This window comes from Paraglaciecola sp. L3A3 (assembly GCF_009796765.1).
Taxonomy (GTDB): Bacteria; Pseudomonadota; Gammaproteobacteria; order Enterobacterales; family Alteromonadaceae; genus Paraglaciecola.
In genome coordinates this window covers 3,774,986-3,799,261 of sequence record NZ_CP047023.1, presented here as the reverse complement: position 1 = coordinate 3,799,261, position 24,276 = coordinate 3,774,986, and the positions used below count along the sequence as shown (strand labels likewise).

Below are 24,276 nucleotides of genomic sequence, written 5' to 3'. Positions count from 1 at the left end.
CTATTGATTTTTCTGCCAACGAAACAAGCCTTTACCTAACCATGCTAATAGCAGGTCTAGAGCCAAGCCTAAAATTCCGATCATGATGATGGCGGCGAATACGTTATCAAAGTTTTTGTAGCGAGCTTGTTGTGTAATAAACCAAGTAATACCTGAACTGGTGCCAATTAATTCAGCCACAATCAGGTAGGTCCAAGCCCATCCGAGTAGTATTCGAGTGTCTCTGTAAAGGTCAGGTAAAATACCTGGGATGACAATTCTGAACAGCATAGAGCGATTGGTTGCGCCTAATGTTTGGCCTGCCTCTAATAAAGCAGGATCGAGTTTTCGTGTGGTGTTAGCCACCACCAATACTTGTTGAAAAAAGGTGCCGATAAATATAATCGCAATTTTAGGCTCTTGGTAAATCCCCAGAATAGCGACTGCCAACGCACCAAAAGCTGGGGCTGGTAGGTAACGAAAAAAGCCAATAAAAGGTTCGACTAAACGAGAGAAAAAGTCATAGGTACCGGCTAATATTCCCAATGGAATACCAAATAAGGATGAAATAATAAAGCCCCAAAATATCACCTGCAGACTACTCCACAGACTTTCATGTAGCCACTCTTCGCTACGACGTTGGGGTTCGGTGGTAAAAGCGGTATAAAATGCTTTAGCTACTTCATGGGGGGCAGGCAGATATACTGGGTTAGCAGGGATCCCTTGTGGTAACTCTTTACCCGCTTCTAATGCTTTTATTGCTTCACTTTCGAAAATATCATTGTCGACAAGGGTACCCACTCTTAAATAACTAACCGAACCTGAATCGGTGATCTCGGTTTGTGGATGCCACAAAAATGGTAAATAACTGACTGCACACCAAAGGGCTATAGGCAACAAAAAGCTCAGTATTGCCATGGAAGAGCGAGGACCTGGTGGCAATTTTTTATTAATCGTAAAAAGCGACATAATCTATTTCCTGAGCATCTATTGACTATATTTGTGGTACTGATTTTTATATTTATTGCTCCCTTGATAATCTAAAGTCTGGAAAATCAAGGGAGTACAGCCGGATAAAAACTATCCAACACAAGGTTTTTCTAACTGTTTATTTAACTTCTTCCATCAATGTCACATCAATGTAAGCTTCAATAGGTTGAGCTTTTTTGTAGACTTTGTTGTCAACATTAAAGTCATCAGCAATTTGGGTTGAACCATAGATTGATTTAAAGCCTTCAGCTTTTTTAGCAAACTCCATAGACTCAGCCACGCTCATTATTTTGGTGCCAGCGATAAAACCTTTATATTCAGTGGGTGATAAACCCACACGAGCAGCCATAATTGAGATAGCTTCGTCACGTGTTTTTTCATCTTTTAAGTAAGCAACAACTCTATTCCATACTTTCAACACTTTAAGCCATTCATCCCGACGTTGAGCTAGGCTTGATGGTGAAACCGCTAATACATCGTAAATAAGACCTGGTTCATCAGCAGATGAATAAATGCGACTTGATCCTGCAACCATGCTTAGCGCTTGTCCTGAATTAGGTTGCCAAGCAACAATGGCATCCACTTGCCCTGAAGCTAGTACTTGTGGCGTTTCATTGGTGGGTACATTAACTAACTCAACATCTTCTTCACTCATACCATGTTTTTCTAAGGCATTAAGCAGCAATAAGTGACCGACAAAACCAATTTCAACTCCTACTTTTTTACCTTTTAATGCTTTAATTGAAGTAATACCCGGCGCGCCCACAATCATGTCATTACCGTTGGAGTAATCACTGAGCAAAATCATCACATTTTGTGCTCCTGTGGCACCTGTTACTAATGCATCACCATTGGTCATAGTAACCGCATCAAGTTGACCCGCTGCAAAGGCGTCCATACTGGCAACGTAATCGAACCATTCAAATTTTACTTCGACCCCTTCTTCTTTAAACATGTCTTTTTCGATGGCAATTTCCCAAGCGACCCATCCAGGCCAGTCGCTATAACCAATTTTAAGAGGTTCAGCTACAGCAGATGAAGCCAAAAGAAGACTAGTAAAAACAGTCGTTATCAGTCGTTTAATCATTAGATACTCCGTTGTTATATTGACGTTAAGTTAAATGTGTTAAGTATTACGATTTTTTAATTTAGTAATAATTGCGAAGCAGGTAATGTGCCAGTTGAATAAATAAGCAGTGACAACAGAAACATTTGGTTAGCGGGCTTGAGTAAAAATATTATCTCAACCAAGATTGTATTTAAATATGCTAATAATCTGGCAAAGGTAGTTGCGACAAGGCCTTAGTTGGTTAAAATGAAGCCAAATTTATTGAAAAATAAATTGTATTTAATGAACAGGATATTTTAGTAGATTTAGTCATGTAGAGATAAGTGGGTATCAAAAGGATATATATATTTTCGGCTGACTGCTCTATGGCTGTGCAAAGTGCAAAGATAAAAGTATCGCCTTGGGGCAGTGATAAATTTAACTAAACAGTATTTAGTAAATAAGCTGATAACCTCGGCATCGCTTAAGAAGCGATAAAAACTAACTATTTTTTGGTTTCTGTTACTTTCTATTTAATTCTACCTAAACGGTAGGAACCTATAATTATGAGAATTTACTTGATAAAGACCGCCAGATTTAAAAATCTAACAGACTAGCCAATCAATACCTGGCTAGTCTCATTCTGGTAGTTGTTTTGTTTGTTATCACAATTCAGATCTCGAAATATTTATAGACCCTGTGACACAAACTCACGCAACTTGGGTAGCGATATTGCACCCACCGAAGACGCAACAACTTTACCTTGATTGAATAGTAATAAAGTAGGAATGCTACGCACACCAAACTTAACCATAATATCTTGCGCCTCATCGGCATCCACTTTGACAACCTTTACCGCTTCATATTCAGTGGCTATTTCTTCGATAAGCGGCGATATCACTTTACAAGGTGCACACCAGTGGGCAAAAAAGTCTACTAGCACTGGGCCCTGTTGAGCTTCCACTTCTGTGGCAAAATCATTGCCGACTATCTCTGTTACATTTTTCATTTGTTTTCCTTATGGGTTATTTGAGTGGGGAGTATAGCGAGCTTGATCTTTGTTGATTAGATGGGTTAAATAGAAAACATTGTTGCAAAAATGGAATAGTCTTGATGAAAACACGTTTAGATGACTTATCAATGTTCGTGTCACTGGTTGAAGCAGGGTCGTTTACCCTGGCGGCTGAACAGCTGAATATCCCCAAATCAAAATTAAGTCGTCATTTAGTGCAGCTCGAACAAACCATTGGCAGCCAATTATTAATTCGCACTACCAGAAAACAACAATTAACCGAAAGTGGACATTTATTATATCAAGCCAGCAAGAGCCATATTGAAGCACTACGAGAGGTTGAAGAGGAGATAGGTTCGTTTATTAATGAGCCGAAAGGGCAATTAAACATTCTTTTACCCCTTGAGTTTTTCAACATTATTATTAGCGAATTATTAACCAAGTTTGCTAAACGTTATCCGCAAATAAAACTTAACTGCAATCACTATTCAGGCTTGCTGCCAGAAAATAATTATCGTTATGATTTAACCTTTGTGCTTCATGAAACGGATTTACCCTCATCAAATTGGATCGCTAAAACCCTATTAAGTTTTCCTCAATCACTGTTTGTGGGTAGCGAATTTGAGAATAATAAAGAGCTGCAGCCAAGTGCATTAAATGACTTGCCTTGTATCCTGAGCGAGCAACAAGAACAATGGTTATTTCGTGATGGTGCTAACTTGCGGTCCGTGTCTTTGCAAGGGCGAGCGAGTTTTTCTAGCCCCAGTATGCGTTTAGAAGCAGCCATGCAAAACTTAGGCGTGGTTAAACTCCCCGATTATACCTGTCAGAAAGAGTCTAATTTGCAGCGGCTAAAGTTAGTTTATCCACCTGTGGCATTACAGCTTAGTGTGCTTTACCAAAGCAGAGATATACCGATTAAAACCCGGGTTTTCTTAGACTTTTTTCAAGACCACCTCGGACGGTTAAGTTAAGTAGAGCTTAAAAGTACAAGCAGTGCCGATTACCCATATCTTTTTACTAAAGGTGTCACTCATATCTGTGGTTAAATGGCCCTTATTATTTGCAATCTAACGGAACCCCAATGCACACAATTGAATTAACCAAAGCCCCAGCCGAACTGGCTAAAGTTCTTAAATTTGAAGGAATAGTAGAAAGCGGCGGCCAAGCCAAATTAGCCATAACGGCGGGCCAAGTATTAGTGAATGGAGAGGTAGAAACCCGCAAAGGCCGTAAAATCAATAATGGCGACACTATCACATTCGGCGCAGAAACCTGGCTGGTGGAGTGTGTAGGGGAGGTGGAATAGAGCAGAAAAACAGTGGCGAGATACGAGCAAAATAAAGCAGACTAAGCAGAATAAGCAGAATAAAGCAGATAAAGGCAAAGCCAAAGCTGATCACAGAGGCTGCGCTACACAGAGAAAAGACTAAAAGCCAGAATGAATCAGAGAAAAAACAGTAGCTAGGAGATAGGAGGTAGGGAATAGTTTAACGGATCAAACAAAGCCAAAGCTTGTCACAGAGAATACAATGTCCTGCTCTAGCATAAGTTGACGGTTTTTAAGCCAGCATTTTTGCTGGCTTTTTATGGTTTTATTAATAAAAAATTAAATGCCTTCAATCATATATTCAATGGCGGCTTTTAATTCATCGTCAGAGCAATCTACACAGGCTCCTTTCAGAGGCATTGCTCCTAAACCATCGATCGCATTTTGCCACACTGCATCAAAACCTTTTTCAAGGCGCGGCGACCAATCAGCGGCATTTTGAAGCTTCGGTGCATTCAATACACCTATAGAGTGACATGCTACACAGTTATTGTTGTAAATATACACGCCCGTTTGAGCGACACCCGAAGCGGTAATAGTCACACTATCTAAGATACTATTTTCTATGCCATTATTTACCACTAAATTTATTACATAATTCCCTGGTATATCTGCAGTAAAATTAGGGGTTTTTATTGTCCCGTCATCCAATAAAGCATAACTACTTGCTGGTTTAGAGACAATCGACCATGTATACAATAACTTGTCACCATTGGTATCGGTACTGCCACTACCATCAAGAAATACTGTATTACTAACGATTACATTTTGATCACTACCGGCGTTGGCAATAGGTTTTGGATCCAACTTAAACTCCAAAACTACCGTTAAGCCAAAGACTTTTAATGGAGCGCCGTCTACAATTTTAGGCTTATACTTCCATTTTCCTAGGGCGCTACGGGCTTCTCGGTCAAACACCCGTTTAGGGGTTGCACTAATAACATCGACATCTTCGACACCGCCGACTTCATTAATCGTAAAACTAAGTTCAACCCATCCCTCTGTTCCATCCATAAATGCTTGGGTTGGATATTTTGGCTCAATACGTACAATGGGTGTGAATATATCCGATGCACTCAGTTCAAACTCAGCAGAAAATGTATCGCCTGTCTCAAGAATATCGAAACTAAAACTAAAACTAAGCTTAAGGCTGGTGTTAGTAATTAATGGGGTAACTAGGCTAAAAATTAACTCGTCATTTTGGTTGATTTCATCGTTCTCTGCCAAGTTTGTAAAATATGGAATGACCAAGCCATTTAATTCGCTTGCCTGTAAGTTTGTGATAGTCAGATCTGAACTTGGTGCCACAAGTTTATAAGTGGCTAAGGTATACAGATTATTAGAGGCTGAGGCGACTGCTACAGTATTGTTTGAGCTAAAAGCGACTTCATTAAATGTGCCGCCATTGTTTTCTAAAAACAATTGAGCCAATCCTTCTGCGACGTTAATAGTCACATTGTCGGCCTGACTGTCTAACAAGCCATCATTAACCGTTAAAGACAAAATATAACTGCCATCAACATCAGCAGTAAAAGTGGGATTGACTGAGCTTGTACTGTCTAAAGTCGCAGTACTTGCCGCTGGCTTTGAAACAAATGCCCAAGTGTAAAAAAGAGCATCGCCATTGGCGTCAGAGCTTGCACTTGCATCGAGTTGGACCAATGAATTTGACTTAACATTTTGATAACTACCTGCATTAGCAACGGGTGCGGCATTAGTATAAGTGACTGTAATCATTACAGAGTCAGCCACACTCTCTTCGGTTCCATCTGTCACAATTAATTGCGCAACATAGGTGCCTTCAGTATCAGCGGTAAAGCTGGGAGAAACTGTTTTATCATCATCAAATACCGCACTACTACCTGAAGGTAATGAACTAAATGACCATCTATAACTTAACGTATCGCCGTCAAAATCACTGCTTGCTGCGCCATTGAGATTAACCAGCGAGTTTAAGGTAACATTTTGGTCACTACCGGCGTTGGCTATGGGTTTGGCATTGGCATTGGATGCAGTTGCATTAATCAATACTAAATCTGTATTGCTGTCGGTAGTGCCATCATTAACAATTAAATTGATTGCATACTGACCCGTTCCGCTAGCGGTAAAGGTTGGCGAAACGGATGTTGGGTTATTAATTATTAGCTTGTTACCGGTTTTACCCCCTTTTTTACCCACAACAAGCGACCAGCTATAAGTTAAACTGTCACCATCAGCATCTGAACTCATAGAGCCGTCTAATCTTACCAGAGAGCCAGTAATAACATTTTGATCGTTGCCGGCATTAGCAACTGGTGCAGAATTTCCTTGATTAATTGTCACCGTCATTGAATCAGCGGCGCTGTCAGCTAAACCGTCATTGACTACTAGTTGTAATACATAATTACCCGTCACATCTGCCACAAAAGAGGGAGACACCAAAGTGTTATCATTGAGAACGGCATTACTGCCACTTGGTAAGCTAGTAAATGCCCACTGATAACTTAAGGTATCGCCATCATCATCTGAACTTACCGTACCATTTAAGTTTACCGTTGAGCCGGTGGTGACATTTTGATCGTTACCTGAATTGGCAATAGGTACAGTATTTACTGACGACGCGGTAATGGTTATTGAAGCTGTATTGCTGCTTATTGTGCCGTCATTCACAACCAGTTGCAGTACATAAGTACCGCTTATATCTGCAGTGAAACTAGGGGCAACTGAGTTTGTATTATCTAAAGCGGCATTGCTATTTGTGGGTAAAGATGAAAATGACCATTGATAACTTAAGGTATCGCCATCAGCATCTGAACTTGCCGCACCATTTAAATTAACCGTTGAGCCAGTCGTGACATTCTGGTCGTTACCTGAATTTGCCTCGGGGGCTGTGTTTTGTGACGAAGCGACAATGGTTATTGAAGTTGTGTTACTGTTTATCGTGCCGTCATTCACAACCAGTTGCAGTACATAAGCACCGCTTATATCTGCAGTGAAACTAGGGGCAACCGAGTTTGTATTATCTAAAGCGGCATTGCTATTTGTAGGTAAAGATGAAAATGACCACTGATAACTTAATGTATCACCATCAGCATCTGAACTTGTGTTGCCATTTAAACTAACCACTGAATTGGTATTGACAGTTTGATCTGTGCCTGGACGACTTATTGGCTTGCTATTTTGAGGGGAAATTTCACCACCACTGCCATCATCTTCTCCACCGCCACCACAACTTGTTAATAGGGTTATTAGAGAAATAAGGAAGAGTGAAAATAATGATTTTGTTAATTTCGTCTTTAAAACATTATGGCTTAGTTTTTTATGTCGGTACATGCAAAGTCCCTTTCATTATTTAAAAATCCTTGAGCTGTTGTATTCAGCACTGTAAGTTGAATTTTACCTTATTTTGAATGTAATTTATACAGCATGAATATTTCAATTTGTTGACGTGTATATATTTTAACTTTTCAATATTGACAGGCTAAAGCCACGAGCTACAGGTGATGCAAATGTTTATCTTCAACACGTGTTAATTCTCGGTGTACCTCTGTGACAATTTCTTTTAATCTTTTGTAGGTCGTCCATTTATGGCGTCTATTTTTCAACATTGACGGGCTAAAGCCCCGACCTACAGGTGGTGTAAATGTTTATCTTCAACACGTGCTAACTCTCTGTGTACCTCTGTGACTAGCGTTTAATCTTTTGTAGGTCGTTCATTTATGGCGTCTATTTTTAAACCTTGACGGGCTAAAGCCGCGACCTACAGGTGGTAATGGAGGAAGCATCTTCTCAATGATTTTCTTTTTTGAGAAGAGGTGATGAGCTGCGCTCACTGTGATTAAAAACGCCCCCTTTTATTCTTTTTTAACTGCTTCAACACCTTTTTCGTTTGTATTGAAGTTAAAAATTAACCATAGTGAATTCACTTTATAATAGATAGAATATTATTATATTCACTTGTCCCAATTACACTTTTAAGCCTCCTAAGGTCTTTATTATGACGACTAATATCATGCCCTCTATGACGATTTCAGAAATTATCGCTGCTTTATCTGATTATCAAGAAGGGGAATTACCCAGAGACGCCTTACATAATGCACATCAGCAATGGGCTAATTGTTGGCCAGAACTAAAAGCCGTCATGCAAGAGTTTATTAACAATCCTTCATTGCTTAGCGAAGCACAAAGTAACCTCCTTTTTATGGGCGTTTTCTTAGCTGTGCAGCAGCAAGAATACCAGGCCTACCCTTTACTAGTGGCGATATGTGATCGCAACGATGAATACGATAGTAAGTTAGAGTATATATTTGGCGATGCGTTAACTGAGTTGTTTCCTAGCTTTTTATATATTCTGAGTCAGGATGATATCGAATTACTGAATCAACTTATTATCAGTCAAAATTCAGGTGGTAATATTAAGTCTGCTACCATGTATGCGATATTTGCCAAATATGAAAGTAATCAAATAACGCGCAATAAACTGGCTCAATTAGTACGAGCCTGGCTTGATTTATTTAGAACGGATGAAAGTGAGGCCAGTGCGCTCTTTTTAGCGTCTTTAGCTGAAAGCTGTATTGATCATGATTTACAAGAATTTAAGCTGGAATTAGTCCGTTTGGCGACGGACTTTAGAATAGACCCAGACTATATTAGCCCAATGGAAATCGACGATTGGTTACCAATGGGACATAGTACAATTGAATACGGTTTTATTAAAACGCAGTTCAATGTTATTGAAGAGTTAAGTAATTGGGCTGCCTATTGCACGCCTGAAGAAAATAAAATTAGAGAAGCAGAACTACTCGAAAAACTGACCGAATTACGGCAAAACTCCTCTGAACTTTTCAATAATATGGACAATTTACAAGATGATTGGGACTACGATATCCCGTCACTGCCTTATGTAGCTCCTGCCAAGATTGGCCGAAATGATCCCTGCCCTTGCGGTAGTGGTAAGAAATATAAAAAGTGCTGTATGGAATAAACTATTTTATCGGATATTTTTTTAGGAGCTGTTCCTTATTTATCCTCCTTTATACATTTGAATGATCATTGGCGCAAAATTTATTATGGAAGTAATTGGTCTATGAATAATGAGTCCATAACCTAAGCACTTTTATTGATTGTTGTTGCTCTAATACTTGGTAGACAAGTCTGTGTTGAATGTTGATCCTACGTGAGTACGCGCCCGTTAAGTCACCAACAAGTTTTTCGAACGGTGGGGGATTTTGATAAGGATTATTTTTAATAATATTCAACACTTCTTGGGCTTTAGCTTTCAAACCAGACAAAGCTAACTTTTTGGCGTCTTTTTGCGCTTGCTTGGTGTAATAAAGCGTCCAGCTCACCAATCAAGTTCCTTTTCGCAATCCGTTAATTCTTCTTCCAAACCTTCTTGAATAGACTCACGCATGCCGGGTATGGAGACAAGATGCAAAGTTTCATTAATAGCATTCCAATCGTCTTCAGACAAAAGTACCGCATTGCCTCTTTTCCCCGTAATGACTATGGGTTGGTGACTTGCCGATGTTTCATCAATAAGGGCATAAAGTTTAGAACGAGCTTCTGTAGCATTAAGTGTTGTCATAGAATTTCTCCTCACAAATAAGCGTACGACTAAACGTACGCAATGTCAATTCTATGGAAAAACAGACTCATCACCCAAACAACTCCCGCGGTTGTTGGTCATGCCACTATTATGGCTGTCCCGATAAAAACTAAAGCCAAAGCCAAAGCGTGTCACAGAGTTACACAGAGAAAAGCAATAGAATGTTAAAATCAAAAGCTGATCACAGAGGCTTCGCCCACAGAGAAGAAATATTTATTGTTAAGAAAAACGACTTGTTCTTATCTTTTAACTATTCCCTATCCACTGCTCTGTGTACTTTTGTGACTAGCTTTTAATCTTTTGTAGGTCGTCCATTTATGGCGTCAACTTTTCAACGAAACTGCACCCACAGTTTTTTTGAATGTGTAACTAATCAAATATGAATATTCTTGCATCAATGGTATTTTAGGTGTAATTTTAATGTAAGTATAAAACTTACATGAGGTTTTTATGGCGCGTACTATTACATTTCAGCCCAGCAGTGAGCTAGGCACTTTTATCGAGGACTTGATCGCGGCGGGTGAATATAACAACCAAAGTGAAGTTGTGCGTGAAGCTTTGCGCTTGCTTCAAGAGCAGAAAGCACAATCTAGCCTAGCGGTTTTGCGTGGGTTGTTAGATGAGGGTTTTAACAGCGGTATAAGCCCCCGAAGTGCTGAGGATATTATGCAAGACGTATTGAGCAAGAAAAGCATACAGTGATGTACGTTTTTACAGAGAAAGCAGATGAAGATCTTAGTGTAATATTAAGTACAGGAATTGAAGAATATGGCGTTAACGCGGCCATAATTTACTATGAATCTATTATTGAAAAATGCCAAAAGGCGGCTGAAAATCCTTTTCAGTATGCCGCCATTGATGGCATTTATCCCAATTGCCGCCGTGTAATTTCTGGCGCTCACTCCATTTATTATCGAATCGAATCATCCAACATCATTATAGGCCGCGTGCTTCGTACTGAAATGGATTTCACTCGACATATCTAATTTAATGTTTAATGGTTGTCTTGTTAATTGTCAAAAGCAAGCGCTTTGGCCCAAAGCATACTCAGTAAATACTTGAATAAAAAATGCCCTAAAAATAACTGCTTTGCTTTTTATGGTAAAAATAGAAATCTCGATTGTTCAATAAAAACAACTGTTTACGTTCGATGGATATGAATATTTATGGCAAGTGATTTGGAATATTTACAGTTAATACACCTTGCGTTTAATAGGGTGAGGGTATTGTTCCGGCTAAAAAGCACGCCGGAATGACGAGCTTAAATGCGCACCGCAATGTTGGAGTGAATACTTTGTGTGTCAGAGCCGTTTTATTCAACTAAATTGACTACCTCCTTTTATCTTCGAGTTCTTTTATTTTATGAAATACATCCATGTATTTCATAAAAAGAAGCCGTAGGTTTCATTGGAAACCATCCCTAAAATAGTGTATTAATAAATAATACACTTCTTTTTATAAAGGATATTGCCATGCCTAGAAATACTAGCGTCACGCTCGGCAAACATTTTGATGGCTTCATAGAAAGCAAAGTTCAAGAAGGCCGCTACGGCTCCACAAGCGAAGCGATACGCGCTGGGTTGCGCCTACTTGAAGAGCAAGAAACAAAGCTGGATAGATTAAAAGCTGTTTTGGCCGTAGGAGAAGCGGAACTCGACCAAGGACAAGGTATTGATGGCGATGCATTTATGAAAGAATTAATTGATGGCTAAATTTGTTCTTTCACCACAAGCACAAAAAAGCCTTAAACAAATCCAGCGCTATACCTTCGAAAACTACGGTAAACAGCCAACAAGTTTATATTTAAATGGGTTGCGCAAAAGAATGCAGCAATTAGCTAAGTTCCCCTTAGATGGTAAGCCCAGAAGCGAAATTAAGACGGGCTATTACAGCTACTACGAAGGCAGGCACACAATCTATTACCGCATCAGAGATATGCATATTGATATCATCGATATCTTGCATCAAAGCATGGAGCCAGATAGGTATTTATAACAATTACTTAGGTATCTAAGGCTGACTTTGTTGATTTTCATGAGGTGTAAAATATTTGCCACTACACGTCGGAATTTATTCTTTTTTAGTCACACTTTTTTATTCAAAAATGGCAATTCAGTGAAAAACTTATTTTATTGTTAGTGGAGGTGAAAATATGTCTAAAGCTTTGAAGTCTGTGCTCGAAAATATAGAACATATGACATCCAGTGAAAAAGCATTAGCCGCACATTGCTTATTGTCTTCACTTGAAGAAAAACCAAATGATGATGTTGATTCAGCTTGGTTAGCCCTATCGCAGGCGCGAAGCAAAGAGCTGGTTGCAGGTGAAGTGAAAGCGGTAAGTTGGGAGCAGATAAAAAGTCAGATTGTAAAATAATATGTTCACGCTGTCCTTTCATCCCGACATTAAACATGATACGCAATCATCATACGATTGGTACCCACTTCAAGCACAAGGGTTGGGTAATGATTTTATCGCAGAGTTAGAATCTGCGTTCGAGACGATAGCATCGCTCCCTCAAACTTAGCCTAAGTTTGGGGCAAACCACCACCGATTTTTGCTTTCACGATTTCCTTTCTCTGTTATTTATCAAATCCAATCAAAACATATTTAACCTGAACTCGGGATAATGTGTGTCGTTATGAATTGAATTTTAAAAACAATTCAAACACTTACAAATATGTTCCAGTTCTGTTTGGGCTAAGGTTTACTCGATGACGAAATTTTTCGTGTATAGCAAGGCGGTTTTTCGTATGTAATAGCTGGCTATTTCTAGAAAATCCAACGCAGCTAGGCGCAAAAAGAGCGTTAACGAGAGGCTCGGCTTATCCTGAGCTCAGGTTATTTATATTGTCGCGATTATGCACAATAGCAAACGACCAGGATATTGGCTGAAGCGAAAGTAGCAAACTTCACCTTATCGCACTGAAAGCCTTAATTTTGAGAGGTTATGATGAGGTCTGCTCCTAGTATCAAAAACGCCCTAAAAATAACTACTTTGCTTTTCTTGGTAAAAATAGTAATCTCGGTTGTATAAAATAAAGACTAAAAACAACTGTTTACGTTCGATGGATATGAAGTTTTATGGCAAGTGATTTGGAGTTAGTACACCTTGCGTTTAATCGGGTGAGGGAATTGACTAATGTGTCAGAGCCGTTTTATTCAACTAAATTGACTACCCCCCTTTGATTGTAGACCAAAACAGTCACGACCATGCCGCCAACAGGCGCAATTCTTTTCTTAAGTTCTTTAACTCATTTTCGAAATTTAAATAAACCAAGTTTATGTGGAAATTGTATGTCTTTATTTACTGAATGGAATTCAATATTACTCGAAGAGTACTTTTCACCGGCCAACGCTGGTCAAGATGTTTGGATTTCTACAAATAGGCTTGAACTTGAAGGTATTGGAGTTCATTTAGGTGGAGTAAGTGGTTTAATTGAAGCCGTTAAACAAGGACCAGCTTGGATATATGGCAACGATAATATAGCTATTAAAGCTAATATGTTAGTCAGCCAACGAGCATGGCCTAGCAAACGCCCTACCGGATATAATGATCCAGGCAATAAATTAGAGATATACAAAGATAAAAAATCCCCAACCTATCTACCATATATTGCATTATGGGTGCTAGCCCGATCTGAAGTTGAAAAAGGTTTCTATGCAAGAGTTAGTGAATTGATTTCAGAACCATTTCCTAACAATCTAGGGAATAAAATGGGAGAAGTATGGACTGATTTAGCACGTTGGTCTACTCGTCAAGAAGGAGAGTTTGGATACTTTAGAGTTAATGTACTTGGACAAAATAGATTTGTCGGAATGGCTTATGCTCAAATTATGGTCACTCATAAAGATATGGATGGTATAAGTCGATTATTCGGCAGTTGCAGATTACATTCCGGACAAATTTTGGATGACAATCACTTTGACCAATTACTCGAGCACGGTCAAAATTCACACTACTTAAGCACGGGTCTCAAGGATGCAATGGGATCGAAGGATTATAGGCTTCATCTAAAGCAATTATTAAGTACTCATCTTGAATTTTGGGATGGGCGTGTGCCAAAACATACGACCCCTAGTAGTGACGTTCAAGATGAACTACTTGATGTTCAACAAGAAGATAGGGGCGAACTTTCTATTATTCTAAAGTTGAATAATAATGATGACACTCCTTGTTGGGATATAGGCTGGCGCCTTCCTGTCACTGTTACTGGTCATAATTATGCAATTAAAGTAAATAATGATGAGGAAGTTAAGGCAAGATTAGAGTTGGTAGGAACCCACTTACATTGTATCCCTTCTACTAGTCAAGAAAATGCAAGAAGCGCATTAAATCAATCAGCTTTAGAAGAAGTTACGTCAATGCTTTCATATACGGAAAGTGATGGCGAGAGAAAAGAAAGAAATATTTACCTAAGACGAGACAAAATTAGAGTCTTAATATGGGATAGCCCAGATGCTTCATTGAATGACTCACTTCTTGAGCGTGAATTTCCAATAAGAGGAACAGCATTCCTGCTCTACTCATCTATCAAATATTCGAATTTAGAATCACTACTAAAAAATGAAAATATAAGTTATACGAAAGTAGTTGAAGTAGGTGGATTACCGGAACAATGGGGCCTTATTTGTATTGAAAATACAGAAAATCTAACTCCTGAACAGCGAGCAGTAATTGTGGATGAAGAAATATCTGCACCTACAAAGGCACGTATTAGACTTGTTGGAGGCAAGCCTATCCTTGGTTCTGGCAGTAAAAAATATGCATACTACGACTTGCCTATTATTGAATTGGAAGCACCAACTGGTGTTGAACTAATTGCCTCAGGATTGACTTTTGAAGAGCTAGACAAAAATCAGAATCTTTCGATTAAACGTTTTAAGTTTACCCAAAATCAGGGGAGTGGTTACGTTTTTAAGATTAAAGCAACATTGGGCGGTGAAGTACTGTGTACTGCCGGCTTGCAGGTTTTAGCTGCTGGTGGTTTAGCAACGACACAGAGGTCTCATTTTTCTGTTGATAAATACGGGAGAATATTAGCCGACGGAAGTGGTCTTCTAGGAGCTATTATTGGTGAAGTACCTACAAGTGATCTAGATATTAGTTCCTTTCAAGTTGATGCGGTAACTCTGGCTAATGAGGCTGTAATAAATGTTTTTGAATGCATGGAGTCTAATGTTTCGTCTCTATTTATGGACTCAGTTGCAACGGCTGATAAAGGTTCAATGAGCTATGGAGTGGCTCGTGACCAAATTAGACGTCTTGCAAGTAATATTGGTATGGATGATATAGAACCAGCTTTTTTGATACGTGAACTTAGGCGCAGAGGGCATGTTGAAGTTGAAACAAATGTAACAGGGCACATGGTTCGTGTTTGTTCTGTGCCGCCATCCCTTTATAGCCTTCCCATTACCAATAGTGAGCAACGTCAGTTGTATGGAGTTTGCGGAAGTCTAAGACTGCAGCAATGGAAAGAACTCGAAGAGGTTTCCGATTGCCGAGTCTTTATTGATAAAACTACATCAAACAAATTACCTGCTATTCGTATTTCTTCTGATGGATTCTTAGGGATCACTGAGATCGCACAGTTGTGTAATTTTCAGGTGGTTGATTTACCCGCTCAAAAATTATCTCAATGGTTGGGTTCTATTCAGGAAACAATAGAAAACCTAGCGTGGTATCCAGAACATGGTTTCTGTCCTAATTACTTAGAGAGATTGAATCCAGGTCGAGGTGTATTTAATGAAACAGAAAATATATTGGTTGATAAAAGTCGTAAATTTGAGCTGTTTAAGTATGAAGATCCGAAAATACAAGGCATGCGTGTATATAAACTAGGTGAAAATCTTGGAGATGGTGTTTCAAAATATAGTTTTATTCATGATTCAAGGTGGGGAGTTTGGATAGCTATTAGGGCATTTGCCGAATTTATTAAAAATCCTCCTTACAGCATACTTGACGCTAGCCCTTGGCCAATCCCTTATGACAAGGTAACGGGATGTTTATGGCTGCCGGCAAGAATGGAACCCCCTTTTGTTATAGAGCGTGCTTTAACATTGTCTGCTGGAGACGGACCTATTGTAATGCAAATTACAAGTAAGATGGATGGTGAATCTATCTTGCTTTTTGACACAAATCAGCGAGTGATTGGCAAAGTAAGCTGTGTGTTCAGTGAAATGGCTAATGGTAAATGGCTCTGTTATCGCTGGGTACCAGAAGTAGTCGCGAGAAATATAGCAAGTTTACTTGGTGGTGAACTTAGGGAAATGCGATGCAATACAATATCGAGAAGGATAGAGGATAAAAAATGTCAGTTCGTATAGATAACGACCCAATTGGCGCTTGGGAAAATATTCAAGATCATTTAAAAAAATATGTTAAGTCCGCATTTGGTACAAACTCCAAGTCATTTGAGGAAGATCGTCAGAGTTTGTTAGATTCTCCGGGTGTTTTTTTCCAAGAACCTTATGTTGAAGTGTTACCTGTTTATAAATCCGGAAAAAAATTAGAAGAGTTAAATACAAAAGATTTACCAGCTTTATCACTAGAGACTATTAGTTCTTTTGTTCAGGTCGCAAGTGCATCTCTTATACCGAAAAATATAAATTTATATCAACATCAACAAGTAATGTTACAAAAAGCATTGGCTCAAGAACGAAAACATTGCGTGGTTGTTACTGGAACGGGCTCTGGTAAGACTGAAGCTTTCCTGCTGCCAGTATTGGCATCCATTATTAAAGAAGCTAAAGGAAGCTGGAAACCTCCACAAGATCCAAATAAAACCTGGGGAAATAGCATTAAATGGGATAGTAGTAGGAAGTTGCTACGAAAAGAGACACGAACCCCAGCAGTTCGTGCGTTATTGCTCTATCCAATGAATGCTTTAGTTGAAGATCAAATTTCAAGGTTGAGATCAGCTTTGGATGCTAAAGAGTCACTCAATGCTATGGATGATGCTTTAGAGGGGAACCGAATTCGATTTGGTCGATACAACGGCTCAACTCCAGTATCAGGGCATCCTTGCAAAGAGGATGGGAAAGCCAATACAGCTAAAAGATCAGAACTTACTAAAAAAATTACGCAGGCACATAGTGAATATGAAGAATACAAAGAGCAGTTAAAGAATGCTAATAATGAACTAGAAAAGGCTAAGCAAGAAGGCAATAAGGAAAAAATAAAAACAAAAGAAAAAGAGCTAGTTACCTTACAAGATCAGCAAGATTTTATTCCGAGAATGGAAGTGGACTCCTGCGAAATGTTCCATCGTTGGGAAATGCAAGACACACCACCTGATTTACTCATTACCAATGTAAGTATGTTATCTATTATGCTAATGCGTCATGAAGATAAAACTATAGCTAATGATCGAGCCGATTCTCAAATTTTTGAAGCGACTAAGAAGTGGTTGGAAGAGGATAGAGAAAATCATGTCTTCCAACTAGTTGTAGATGAATTGCATCTATATCGTGGTTCGTCGGGCACAGAAGTAGGTTATCTACTCAGATTATTGATGGATAGGCTTGGCTTGTCTGCAGATAGCAAGCAACTCCAGATTTTAGCGTCTAGTGCTTCCTTAGGAGAAGATGAAGAGTCATATAATTTCCTAGGTGGAATGTTTGGTTTGACGCCAATCGAGGCAAAACAACGCTTTCATATTGAAAGTGGTGAGTCTATGTATCCAGCAGATGGACAAGCACATGACTTTTCAGAAAATGTCGATATGGCTTCAATAAATTTAGGAGAGACAGTTGAAAGTGGAAATGAAGTTGAAAGTGAACGTGTAAAAGAGCTTATAAATGAACTTATCACTACTAAAAATATGGAAGCTATTGCTTATAGTTTTTTTAGTAAAAAGAGTAATAGGTTCACCTCTATAACTCTGAAGAAGCTAAAGTCTATTTGCTTCCGTAACATCTCGTATAAAGAGCAAAGCGTTGCAATAAGGGGACTGTTTTATGCTTTAGGACAGGCCACAACCCTTCAAAATAAAGGACAGGGTTTTACAAACTTTATTTTACCTAGACTGCGTTTTCATTGGATGACTAAGAACATTGATGGACTTTGGGCTACTGCTGATATTAAAGACCAAAAAGATAGCAAACGTAGAGTTGGTAAGCTATTACCCGAATCAAGATTAGTTTTTGAAGGTAAACGAGTATTAGAAGTTCTTTATTGCGAATGTTGCGGCACTCAATTATTAGCTGGTTATAAAATGCATGCTGGCGGGGTGAAGGGGACTAAATATGAACTTGCAACTCTACCTTCAACCATTGAAGGCATACCAGAAGCTGCACCGCAAGGTCGCACTGATGCACAAAGTTATAAGAATTTAGGTGTTGTTTATTTAGTACCAGATGAATATCCAAATGTGGATGGCTTGACTTGGGATCAGGGTTCTGTCGAGCGAACAGGTCTAGAGGGACGTGTTGGTAAGCCAGTTAAAGCTGCACCCGCTGCATGGGAAAAAGCTTCAATTGACCCGTATACAGGAATTGTCGAGGTGGGAGTTGATAACCCGAAACAAACTAAATGCCTATGGTTTAGTGTTGATGATCATGATCCTCATTGGGAAAATGAATTTCAATTACCTGCAATGCCACAGATGTGCCCGTCTTGCTATACAAGCTATTCTGAAAGGAAGGGGGGGAAGCCATCTCCTATTAGGGCATTTGCAACAGGTTTAGATCAAATGTCTTTATTACTTGCAAAGCATTTGATGTCTGTACTCCCTAATGATTTTAGAAAGCTCGTTGCCTTTTCTGATAGCCGACAAGCCGCCGCTAAATTAGCTCATGGAGTTGAATCTGGTCAATGGGATAGCTTGTTACAGTATTTCATTCTTGATGAAATACGTCATCGCTCTGTTGGCTTTGTAGAAGAAATCAAGAAAGAAATTTTAGAGTGCGTTATAGAAGGTAAAGACGAGGAAATTGACCGACTTCTTGAAAATAACATTGATATTGAAGATGAGTTGCTCTCCTTTTTAAGTGATGCTGAATTAGTCATCAAAAAACCTAATCGCGCTACATTAGATGCTAAATCTAATGTAGAAATAATCCTTAACTATAAATCTGGTTATGTTCGGTTAGATTCATTCTTGCACCCTGTAAGTCAGGATAAACTGGATGTTCCTATAATTTGGCAAAGAATGCTCGAACTTGGTGTTAATCCTGCTGGTTCGGGTGTTGATGTAAAGTACTTCCAATCAAGGCATGGACAGTCTTTTGGTTGGGTAGATCTTATTGATTTTGATAAGGCTTTACTAGCTAATAATCTGACCGAGGAAAAAAAGAATTTCTTGATTAATAAAATGGATTCCACACTAAGGAAAAAGGCTTGGAAGGCGATCTCTGGTCGCCTGCTTTATAACTTAGAGTCTAAAGGTTTCGGTCACCTTGCTCTTTCATCCAAGTTCAATAAAGCTGGCCCCGCAGGTATACCATCAGATGTTTTCAGAAATATTGCTGAGAGTGTTTTACGTATTCTCACGGAAGAGTACTTTACGGTTCCATATGAGTATGACCAAAATGGACCTAGAACTGAATGGAAAATAGATCAGCCGAATGATAAGTCACGACAGATTGTCCAAAAGCGAGTCAAAAGGTACTTAGAGATATGTGCACAGCATAATGGTACAAACTATGAATCGCTAAGAGTTGCTGTGTGTGATGCTCACATCAGCGAAGGCCATCATTGGGGAATTGTTAGACTCGACCAGTTATGGGTGCGAAATGTTAAGCCAAATAATAAACCGTGGATTTGTGATAACTGTACTCAAATTCATTGGCACTCATCCGGTGGTGTTTGTGCCAGATGTTCATCAATTCTACCCAATGAACCAAATGGTATTAAAACTGCTGAACAAATAGAAATAGGGCATTATCATGCAAATTTATCTGTAAATTCTTCATCTGCATTTCGCATTCATTCGGAGGAATTAACAGGTCAAACTGATAATCAAGCGCAAAGGCAGCGACATTTCAGAGATATCTTTTTTAAAGATGAGCAGCTAGATGATGTCGTGTCCCGTAATATAAACCGCAAAGTCGACAGTATTGATTTACTATCGGTAACTACTACGATGGAAGTCGGTGTTGATATAGGATCTTTACTATCTGTTTTTCAGGCTAATATGCCACCTGAACGTTTTAATTATCAGCAACGAGCGGGTCGCGCAGGCCGAAAGAAGCAAGCATTCTCTGCGGCGTTGACCTATTGTCGAGGTCAAACTCATGATCGTATCCACTTTGAACATCCAGAAGAAATGACCAGTGGTATTCCCCCTCAACCTAGTGTTTCGGTCAGTGAAGATCAAAATATTTTAGCGGAAAGACTCTTTAATAAAGAAGTTTTACGTCGTGTATTTCAAGCCGTGGGCTTAACTTGGACTGCTTTTAATTCTCAACCGGATACCCATGGTGAAATGGGGATTGTACAAGACTATATCGATAATGTAGGTGATAGACGAAGTAATGTAGCAGTATGGTTAGAGAATAATAAGAAAACCATCTTACAGATTGCTGAGGTTGTCACTCGAGGAACATCTATAAAAGCAGAGTCGCTAATTGATAATATTGCAATGATTAAGCGTTTAGATACTGTTGTTAAAAGTGAACAAGATAAATCACGTGGTTTAGCTAATGCATTAGCTGATGCTGGTGTACTGCCCATGTATGGTATGCCTACGATGGTTAGAAATCTGCACTTTGGGTTACCAAGCGGAGAAGGACGGTCTAAAGAAGCGAAAACATTGGATCGCTCTATTGAGCAGGCCATTACAGACTATGCTCCTGGCTCAGAGAGAGTATGGGATAAGCGTCTCTTAACACCTATAGGGATTGTTGGGCCAATTAAGCATCGAAAAACAAATCAATGGACATCGTATGCCGATCCTGTTGGTGAAACTACTTGGCAAGTTTTTTGCCGTGAATGTAGAAACCTGAGTGTTGTTCCAGTTAACCTTGAAGATGTTCAAGGTAGAGAGCCTTTCCAACAATGTTCGACATGTGGTTCAGATAATGCGAGTGCTTATTTGGCCGTTGTTCCTAATGGCTTCATGACAGACTTTAATCTCAGTAAACCTGCAGGTTCAGGCCAATCAAATGGTGGCTCAGGATCTGTATCTTTTGTTGCTTCAGAAGCGATAAAAGATATAAATAAAGATCCTAATAGAGGTGCTTTTTTAAATTTCGCTCATCAGCAAAAGGTATACAGAATTACTCAAAGCGCAAATTTATCCCCTTTTTCTTTTGAAAAGTTGGATACATTTCAAACACCCAATGGCCAGTGGCTTAATGCTCCAATGTGGGTTGAAAACCCTAAAAGTAATGATATACATGCGTCACTTGCTGCATCTAAGACTACTGACCTTTTGAGTATAAGGTTACTTGATCGTCCTGGGCTATGCTTCTTTGATAAACCTAAAGAGGTTGCTTGCCGAAAAGCTGCATGGTTTTCTACTGCCACTATTCTACAAAGAGCGATTGCTCTGGAACTTGATGTTGATTCACTAGATATAGAAATCGCATCTGTTCATAAATATAAGCATGATATCAATGAAGGTGCCGAGCTCTACCTATCAGATGAACACCCCAATGGCTCGGGCTTAGTAAATTGGGCAAATAAGAACTGGTCTGAATTAATCGCGGGTTGTATTGATCCAATTAATCACGATAAATTTTCTAAATTGGGGCGATTTTTACGTGATGAATGCAAACGTGCTCAAACTCTTGGGCAAGAATGGAGAAGTCCTAATTTACTCCTGAAGGGCTTCCGTAATCGCCATTTACATCCATTAATAGATTGGCGGCTTGGCTTAGAGTTACTATCGGTAATACGTGACTCTGCCTATATACCCGGTGTAACGCCATATTTTGAAGATTGGGGGCTTGGTCTGGAAAGCTCGCAGGAAGAATTTGCTGAAATCGCTAAAAATTATTGTTCGGCATTTGGTGATGGAAACATTATTCCAATAACCGATGGTTCTTATCTACACGGCTGGATTTCTGAAGATGGGGAAATTTTGAATATAGTTGCCCACCCACTCTGGCAACTTGATCATCAGATGAGAGATGAAGTTTCGAAATCTATTATTACCTTCGCTAGAAAGCAAGCTTATGTCAAAAATGTAAGACTTTTGGATTCATTTAATCTTACTCGAAGAATGTCATGGGTTAGGAACCACCCATCTTTATTTCCAGAATATGAGATCAGTTTTTTTAGTGAGGGTATCTGTGGTAATCAGAATCAATCAATACCTGAAATAGAGATAGGAAGCCTTTTTGATTATGAAGGAGAGACTTGGAAAAGAATGCTAGAGCAAGATGTCTGGTCTATTCAGAAAGGAACTTACATAGTTGCAAAAGATGGTATAGACCCTTTTATTGTTAAGGTGCAGGTTCTTCCTGGCAATACACGAGTGAAACCAAGAGGTAAAGATCCATTGATTAAAAATCAATGGTCGAGTTTAAAAGTGCTGGCTGTGGCCAATTAAAAAATATAGGAGTAGTTGTTTATGCCACGATTAATTGGGCCTGTTCCATCAGATAAGTGGGAAAGGGAAGTCCGTAGGCAATTGTCTAAGCAGTTACCTGATAGTTGGATTGTGATCTGTAGTGTTGCTTGGGCATTGAAAGATGGATTTGGTCCTGTTAAAGATGGAGAAGCTGATTTTGTGATTTTAGCACCAAATTTAGGCTTAGCTGTTGTTGAGGTTAAGGGTTCAAAGTCAGTATATGTTGGCGAAGATGGATCATGGTACAGGCGAGACTTTAGTGGTCGTGAAATAAAGTTGAAAGAATCTCCTCCTGAACAAGCAAATCGAAATTTACATACGCTTACTAAGGTAGTAAAAGATGAGCTATCTATAGGTGAAAGTTATGCATTTCCTGGTTTACATGCATGGATAGTGGTTTACCCAAATGGAGAAGTTGAAGGTAAAATAGACCTATATGATGATTCCACTCTTATAACTAAAAATCGAATGCATCAATTAGGTGGAGCAATTAGGGAAGCATTATTATCAAAAGGAAGCGAGAATGCAGGTAAAAAATTCAGCCGAGAATTAGCTAGTGATACGGCTAAAATTCTAACTAATCAACGTTTTCGTGTGGTTAAAGTTGATACGGAGTTAGATGCTAATGAAGATGAAGATGATATTGAAGAGCTTACTCGTCAACAGTTTGCCGCATTGCGCGGGGCATTTGAATTACCACGAGTTGCAATTATTGGACCTGCAGGCTCAGGTAAGACATTACTTGCGTTTTGGAAGTTGTCAGCTTTGCTAGAAGAAGAAAAAAAAGCAATCTTCGTATGTTTTAATAAGAAGTTGGCAGAGAGCTTAAGACTTAAACACCCCGATATGGCGAGTGCTATTTTTAGCATCGATTCATTATTTTGGAACCTCGTTGATGATCATTCTGGTAGTGGTGCATCAGATTTCTATTCTACTGTATTACCTGAAAGAGTAATGGATTCTTTTCATAGTGAAGATGCTAAATATGATGCCATCATTATTGATGAGGGGCAGGATTTTGGTGATGAAAGGATTTTTGCTTTATATGAATTACTTAATGATAATTCCCAATGGCTTTACTTTGGAGATAATAAGCAGGACTTATACGGGCAAGGTACCAACGAGACATTAGGTGCTGAAGTGACGTTCCGTCTTTACCACAACTGTAGGAACACAGAACGAATTAACGCAGCTACTAATAAAGTTTGCAGTGGTGCGGTTAAACCTATGCCTGGTGTACCTAACGGTGAAGTACCCCATGTTAGTATTTGCAAAATTGATTCTATGGCACAAAAGGCTTGGTATCTAGTAAATGAATTGAGTGCAGATGGTGGTGCGGTGATTCTTTCCCCATACAAGTTAGAAAACTCATGCATGGATACTTCTAGAAAGGCTTACGGCCTCAACTTAACAGAAGATATTAGCAAGCTTGGTGAACCGGGTTTTGTTTTATATTCGACGATCAAATCATTCAAGGGCTTAGAGGCTCGACATGTAGTCTTTATTCACGCTGACGAGCCCGGGAAGAATCAAGCTCTAACAAAAGAAGACTTGTACGTTGCCTTCACGCGAGCAACAGCCAGACTTGACATAATTACTCCTAACGAAGAGGCTGAACTTTGGCTATCTGGCCTGCTGAGTACTCTGGAATGAATCATGTCATGTTGTGATACTTATTTGCTCAATTATTCACACTATGTTGACACCGTGCTTCATTAGCTAAATATTTACTTTACAACATTTATGTAACTGCTCTTAGCTTGAGTTAGCAGTTACGGCTTAGCCAGCTAATACCTATATCGATAAATTTAACA

General features: G+C 39.2%; 17 protein-coding genes and 2 pseudogenes. 11 read left to right on the top strand and 8 right to left on the bottom strand.

Features of this window, described 5'->3' with window-relative positions; all coding sequences use genetic code 11:
* From GQR87_RS15780 to trxA, 3 genes are all read right to left on the bottom strand, one after another.
* Complete coding sequence (locus tag GQR87_RS15780) at window positions 1-948, bottom strand: ABC transporter permease (RefSeq protein ID WP_158970965.1); 948 nt, start codon at window positions 946-948, stop codon at window positions 1-3.
* Window positions 949-1,087: 139 nt separating this feature from the next.
* Window positions 1,088-2,056: an ABC transporter substrate-binding protein gene (locus GQR87_RS15775; RefSeq protein WP_158970963.1), complete on the bottom strand. Its 969-nt coding sequence runs from the start codon at window positions 2,054-2,056 to the stop codon at window positions 1,088-1,090.
* Window positions 2,057-2,705: 649 nt separating this feature from the next.
* A complete protein-coding gene (trxA, locus tag GQR87_RS15770; RefSeq protein WP_158970961.1) occupies window positions 2,706-3,026 on the bottom strand; it encodes a thioredoxin in 321 nt (106 codons plus the stop codon).
* 104 nt (window positions 3,027-3,130) lie between these two features.
* On the opposite strand from trxA, the gene GQR87_RS15765 reads away from it, so the two are divergent.
* Both GQR87_RS15765 and GQR87_RS15760 read left to right on the top strand, forming a co-directional pair.
* Window positions 3,131-4,003 (top strand): LysR family transcriptional regulator, encoded by an 873-nt coding sequence (locus GQR87_RS15765; protein ID WP_233267283.1) that lies wholly within the window; start codon window positions 3,131-3,133, stop codon window positions 4,001-4,003.
* A gap of 110 nt (window positions 4,004-4,113) precedes the next feature.
* On the top strand, window positions 4,114-4,338 hold the full coding sequence (locus tag GQR87_RS15760; RefSeq protein ID WP_158970957.1) for an RNA-binding S4 domain-containing protein: 225 nt from the start codon (window positions 4,114-4,116) through the stop codon (window positions 4,336-4,338).
* Window positions 4,339-4,638: 300 nt separating this feature from the next.
* Here the strand turns inward: GQR87_RS15760 and GQR87_RS22405 are convergent, their stop codons facing one another.
* The 3 genes and pseudogenes from GQR87_RS22405 to GQR87_RS15740 form a co-directional block, all read right to left on the bottom strand.
* Window positions 4,639-4,866 (bottom strand): cytochrome c5 family protein, encoded by a 228-nt coding sequence (locus tag GQR87_RS22405; RefSeq protein ID WP_233267495.1) that lies wholly within the window; start codon window positions 4,864-4,866, stop codon window positions 4,639-4,641.
* 294 nt (window positions 4,867-5,160) lie between these two features.
* A pseudogene (locus tag GQR87_RS15750) lies at window positions 5,161-5,418 on the bottom strand (energy transducer TonB); the annotation flags it as partial.
* Window positions 5,419-5,850: 432 nt separating this feature from the next.
* A pseudogene (locus GQR87_RS15740) lies at window positions 5,851-7,671 on the bottom strand (PKD domain-containing protein); the annotation flags it as partial.
* 664 nt (window positions 7,672-8,335) lie between these two features.
* On the opposite strand from GQR87_RS15740, the gene GQR87_RS15735 reads away from it, so the two are divergent.
* A complete protein-coding gene (locus GQR87_RS15735; RefSeq protein WP_158973044.1) occupies window positions 8,336-9,322 on the top strand; it encodes a DUF1186 domain-containing protein in 987 nt (328 codons plus the stop codon).
* 100 nt (window positions 9,323-9,422) lie between these two features.
* On the opposite strand, the gene GQR87_RS15730 is transcribed toward GQR87_RS15735, so the two are convergent.
* Together GQR87_RS15730 and GQR87_RS15725 are read right to left on the bottom strand one after the other, a co-directional pair.
* Entirely contained in the window at window positions 9,423-9,686 is a 264-nt protein-coding gene (locus GQR87_RS15730) for a Txe/YoeB family addiction module toxin (protein ID WP_158970955.1), read from the bottom strand.
* Window positions 9,683-9,925, bottom strand: coding sequence for a type II toxin-antitoxin system Phd/YefM family antitoxin (locus tag GQR87_RS15725; RefSeq protein WP_158970953.1), 243 nt, complete (start codon window positions 9,923-9,925; stop codon window positions 9,683-9,685). Before GQR87_RS15725 ends, GQR87_RS15730 begins: the two co-directional genes overlap by 4 nt.
* Before the next feature lie 471 nt (window positions 9,926-10,396).
* Here GQR87_RS15725 and GQR87_RS15720 point away from each other — a divergent pair, with 471 nt between their 5' ends.
* The 8 genes from GQR87_RS15720 to GQR87_RS15685 all read left to right on the top strand — a co-directional run bounded on the left by GQR87_RS15720 (window position 10,397) and on the right by GQR87_RS15685 (window position 24,115).
* Window positions 10,397-10,648: a type II toxin-antitoxin system ParD family antitoxin gene (locus GQR87_RS15720; RefSeq protein WP_158970951.1), complete on the top strand. Its 252-nt coding sequence runs from the start codon at window positions 10,397-10,399 to the stop codon at window positions 10,646-10,648.
* Window positions 10,648-10,932 carry a type II toxin-antitoxin system RelE/ParE family toxin gene (locus GQR87_RS15715; protein ID WP_233267494.1) on the top strand — a complete coding sequence of 95 codons (285 nt, stop codon included), beginning with the start codon at window positions 10,648-10,650 and terminating at the stop codon, window positions 10,930-10,932. Before GQR87_RS15720 ends, GQR87_RS15715 begins: the two co-directional genes overlap by 1 nt.
* 486 nt (window positions 10,933-11,418) lie before the next feature.
* Window positions 11,419-11,658 carry a type II toxin-antitoxin system ParD family antitoxin gene (locus GQR87_RS15710; protein WP_158970947.1) on the top strand — a complete coding sequence of 80 codons (240 nt, stop codon included), beginning with the start codon at window positions 11,419-11,421 and terminating at the stop codon, window positions 11,656-11,658.
* Entirely contained in the window at window positions 11,651-11,941 is a 291-nt protein-coding gene (locus GQR87_RS15705) for a type II toxin-antitoxin system RelE/ParE family toxin (protein ID WP_158970945.1), read from the top strand. Before GQR87_RS15710 ends, GQR87_RS15705 begins: the two co-directional genes overlap by 8 nt.
* A gap of 157 nt (window positions 11,942-12,098) precedes the next feature.
* Window positions 12,099-12,320: an addiction module protein gene (locus GQR87_RS15700; RefSeq protein WP_158970943.1), complete on the top strand. Its 222-nt coding sequence runs from the start codon at window positions 12,099-12,101 to the stop codon at window positions 12,318-12,320.
* A gap of 921 nt (window positions 12,321-13,241) precedes the next feature.
* Window positions 13,242-16,271 (top strand): hypothetical protein, encoded by a 3,030-nt coding sequence (locus GQR87_RS15695; RefSeq protein ID WP_158970941.1) that lies wholly within the window; start codon window positions 13,242-13,244, stop codon window positions 16,269-16,271.
* Window positions 16,256-22,441 (top strand): DEAD/DEAH box helicase, encoded by a 6,186-nt coding sequence (locus tag GQR87_RS15690; RefSeq protein ID WP_158970939.1) that lies wholly within the window; start codon window positions 16,256-16,258, stop codon window positions 22,439-22,441. Before GQR87_RS15695 ends, GQR87_RS15690 begins: the two co-directional genes overlap by 16 nt.
* Before the next feature lie 21 nt (window positions 22,442-22,462).
* Window positions 22,463-24,115, top strand: coding sequence for a nuclease-related domain-containing DEAD/DEAH box helicase (locus GQR87_RS15685; protein ID WP_158970937.1), 1,653 nt, complete (start codon window positions 22,463-22,465; stop codon window positions 24,113-24,115).
* The last annotated feature ends 161 nt before the right edge of the window (window positions 24,116-24,276 follow it).

Excerpts from the sequence above, each read along its gene's own strand:
- GQR87_RS15780 (WP_158970965.1), bottom strand. The coding sequence starts at position 948 with ATGTCGCTTTTTACGATTAATAAAAAATTGCCACCAGGTCCTCGCTCT.
- GQR87_RS15775 (WP_158970963.1), bottom strand. The coding sequence starts at position 2,056 with ATGATTAAACGACTGATAACGACTGTTTTTACTAGTCTTCTTTTGGCT.
- trxA (WP_158970961.1), bottom strand. The coding sequence starts at position 3,026 with ATGAAAAATGTAACAGAGATAGTCGGCAATGATTTTGCCACAGAAGTG.
- GQR87_RS15765 (WP_233267283.1), top strand. The coding sequence starts at position 3,131 with ATGAAAACACGTTTAGATGACTTATCAATGTTCGTGTCACTGGTTGAA.
- GQR87_RS15760 (WP_158970957.1), top strand. The coding sequence starts at position 4,114 with ATGCACACAATTGAATTAACCAAAGCCCCAGCCGAACTGGCTAAAGTT.
- GQR87_RS15735 (WP_158973044.1), top strand. The coding sequence starts at position 8,336 with ATGACGACTAATATCATGCCCTCTATGACGATTTCAGAAATTATCGCT.
- GQR87_RS15725 (WP_158970953.1), bottom strand. The coding sequence starts at position 9,925 with ATGACAACACTTAATGCTACAGAAGCTCGTTCTAAACTTTATGCCCTT.
- GQR87_RS15720 (WP_158970951.1), top strand. The coding sequence starts at position 10,397 with ATGGCGCGTACTATTACATTTCAGCCCAGCAGTGAGCTAGGCACTTTT.
- GQR87_RS15715 (WP_233267494.1), top strand. The coding sequence starts at position 10,648 with ATGTACGTTTTTACAGAGAAAGCAGATGAAGATCTTAGTGTAATATTA.
- GQR87_RS15710 (WP_158970947.1), top strand. The coding sequence starts at position 11,419 with ATGCCTAGAAATACTAGCGTCACGCTCGGCAAACATTTTGATGGCTTC.
- GQR87_RS15705 (WP_158970945.1), top strand. The coding sequence starts at position 11,651 with ATGGCTAAATTTGTTCTTTCACCACAAGCACAAAAAAGCCTTAAACAA.
- GQR87_RS15700 (WP_158970943.1), top strand. The coding sequence starts at position 12,099 with ATGTCTAAAGCTTTGAAGTCTGTGCTCGAAAATATAGAACATATGACA.
- GQR87_RS15695 (WP_158970941.1), top strand. The coding sequence starts at position 13,242 with ATGTCTTTATTTACTGAATGGAATTCAATATTACTCGAAGAGTACTTT.
- GQR87_RS15690 (WP_158970939.1), top strand. The coding sequence starts at position 16,256 with ATGTCAGTTCGTATAGATAACGACCCAATTGGCGCTTGGGAAAATATT.
- GQR87_RS15685 (WP_158970937.1), top strand. The coding sequence starts at position 22,463 with ATGCCACGATTAATTGGGCCTGTTCCATCAGATAAGTGGGAAAGGGAA.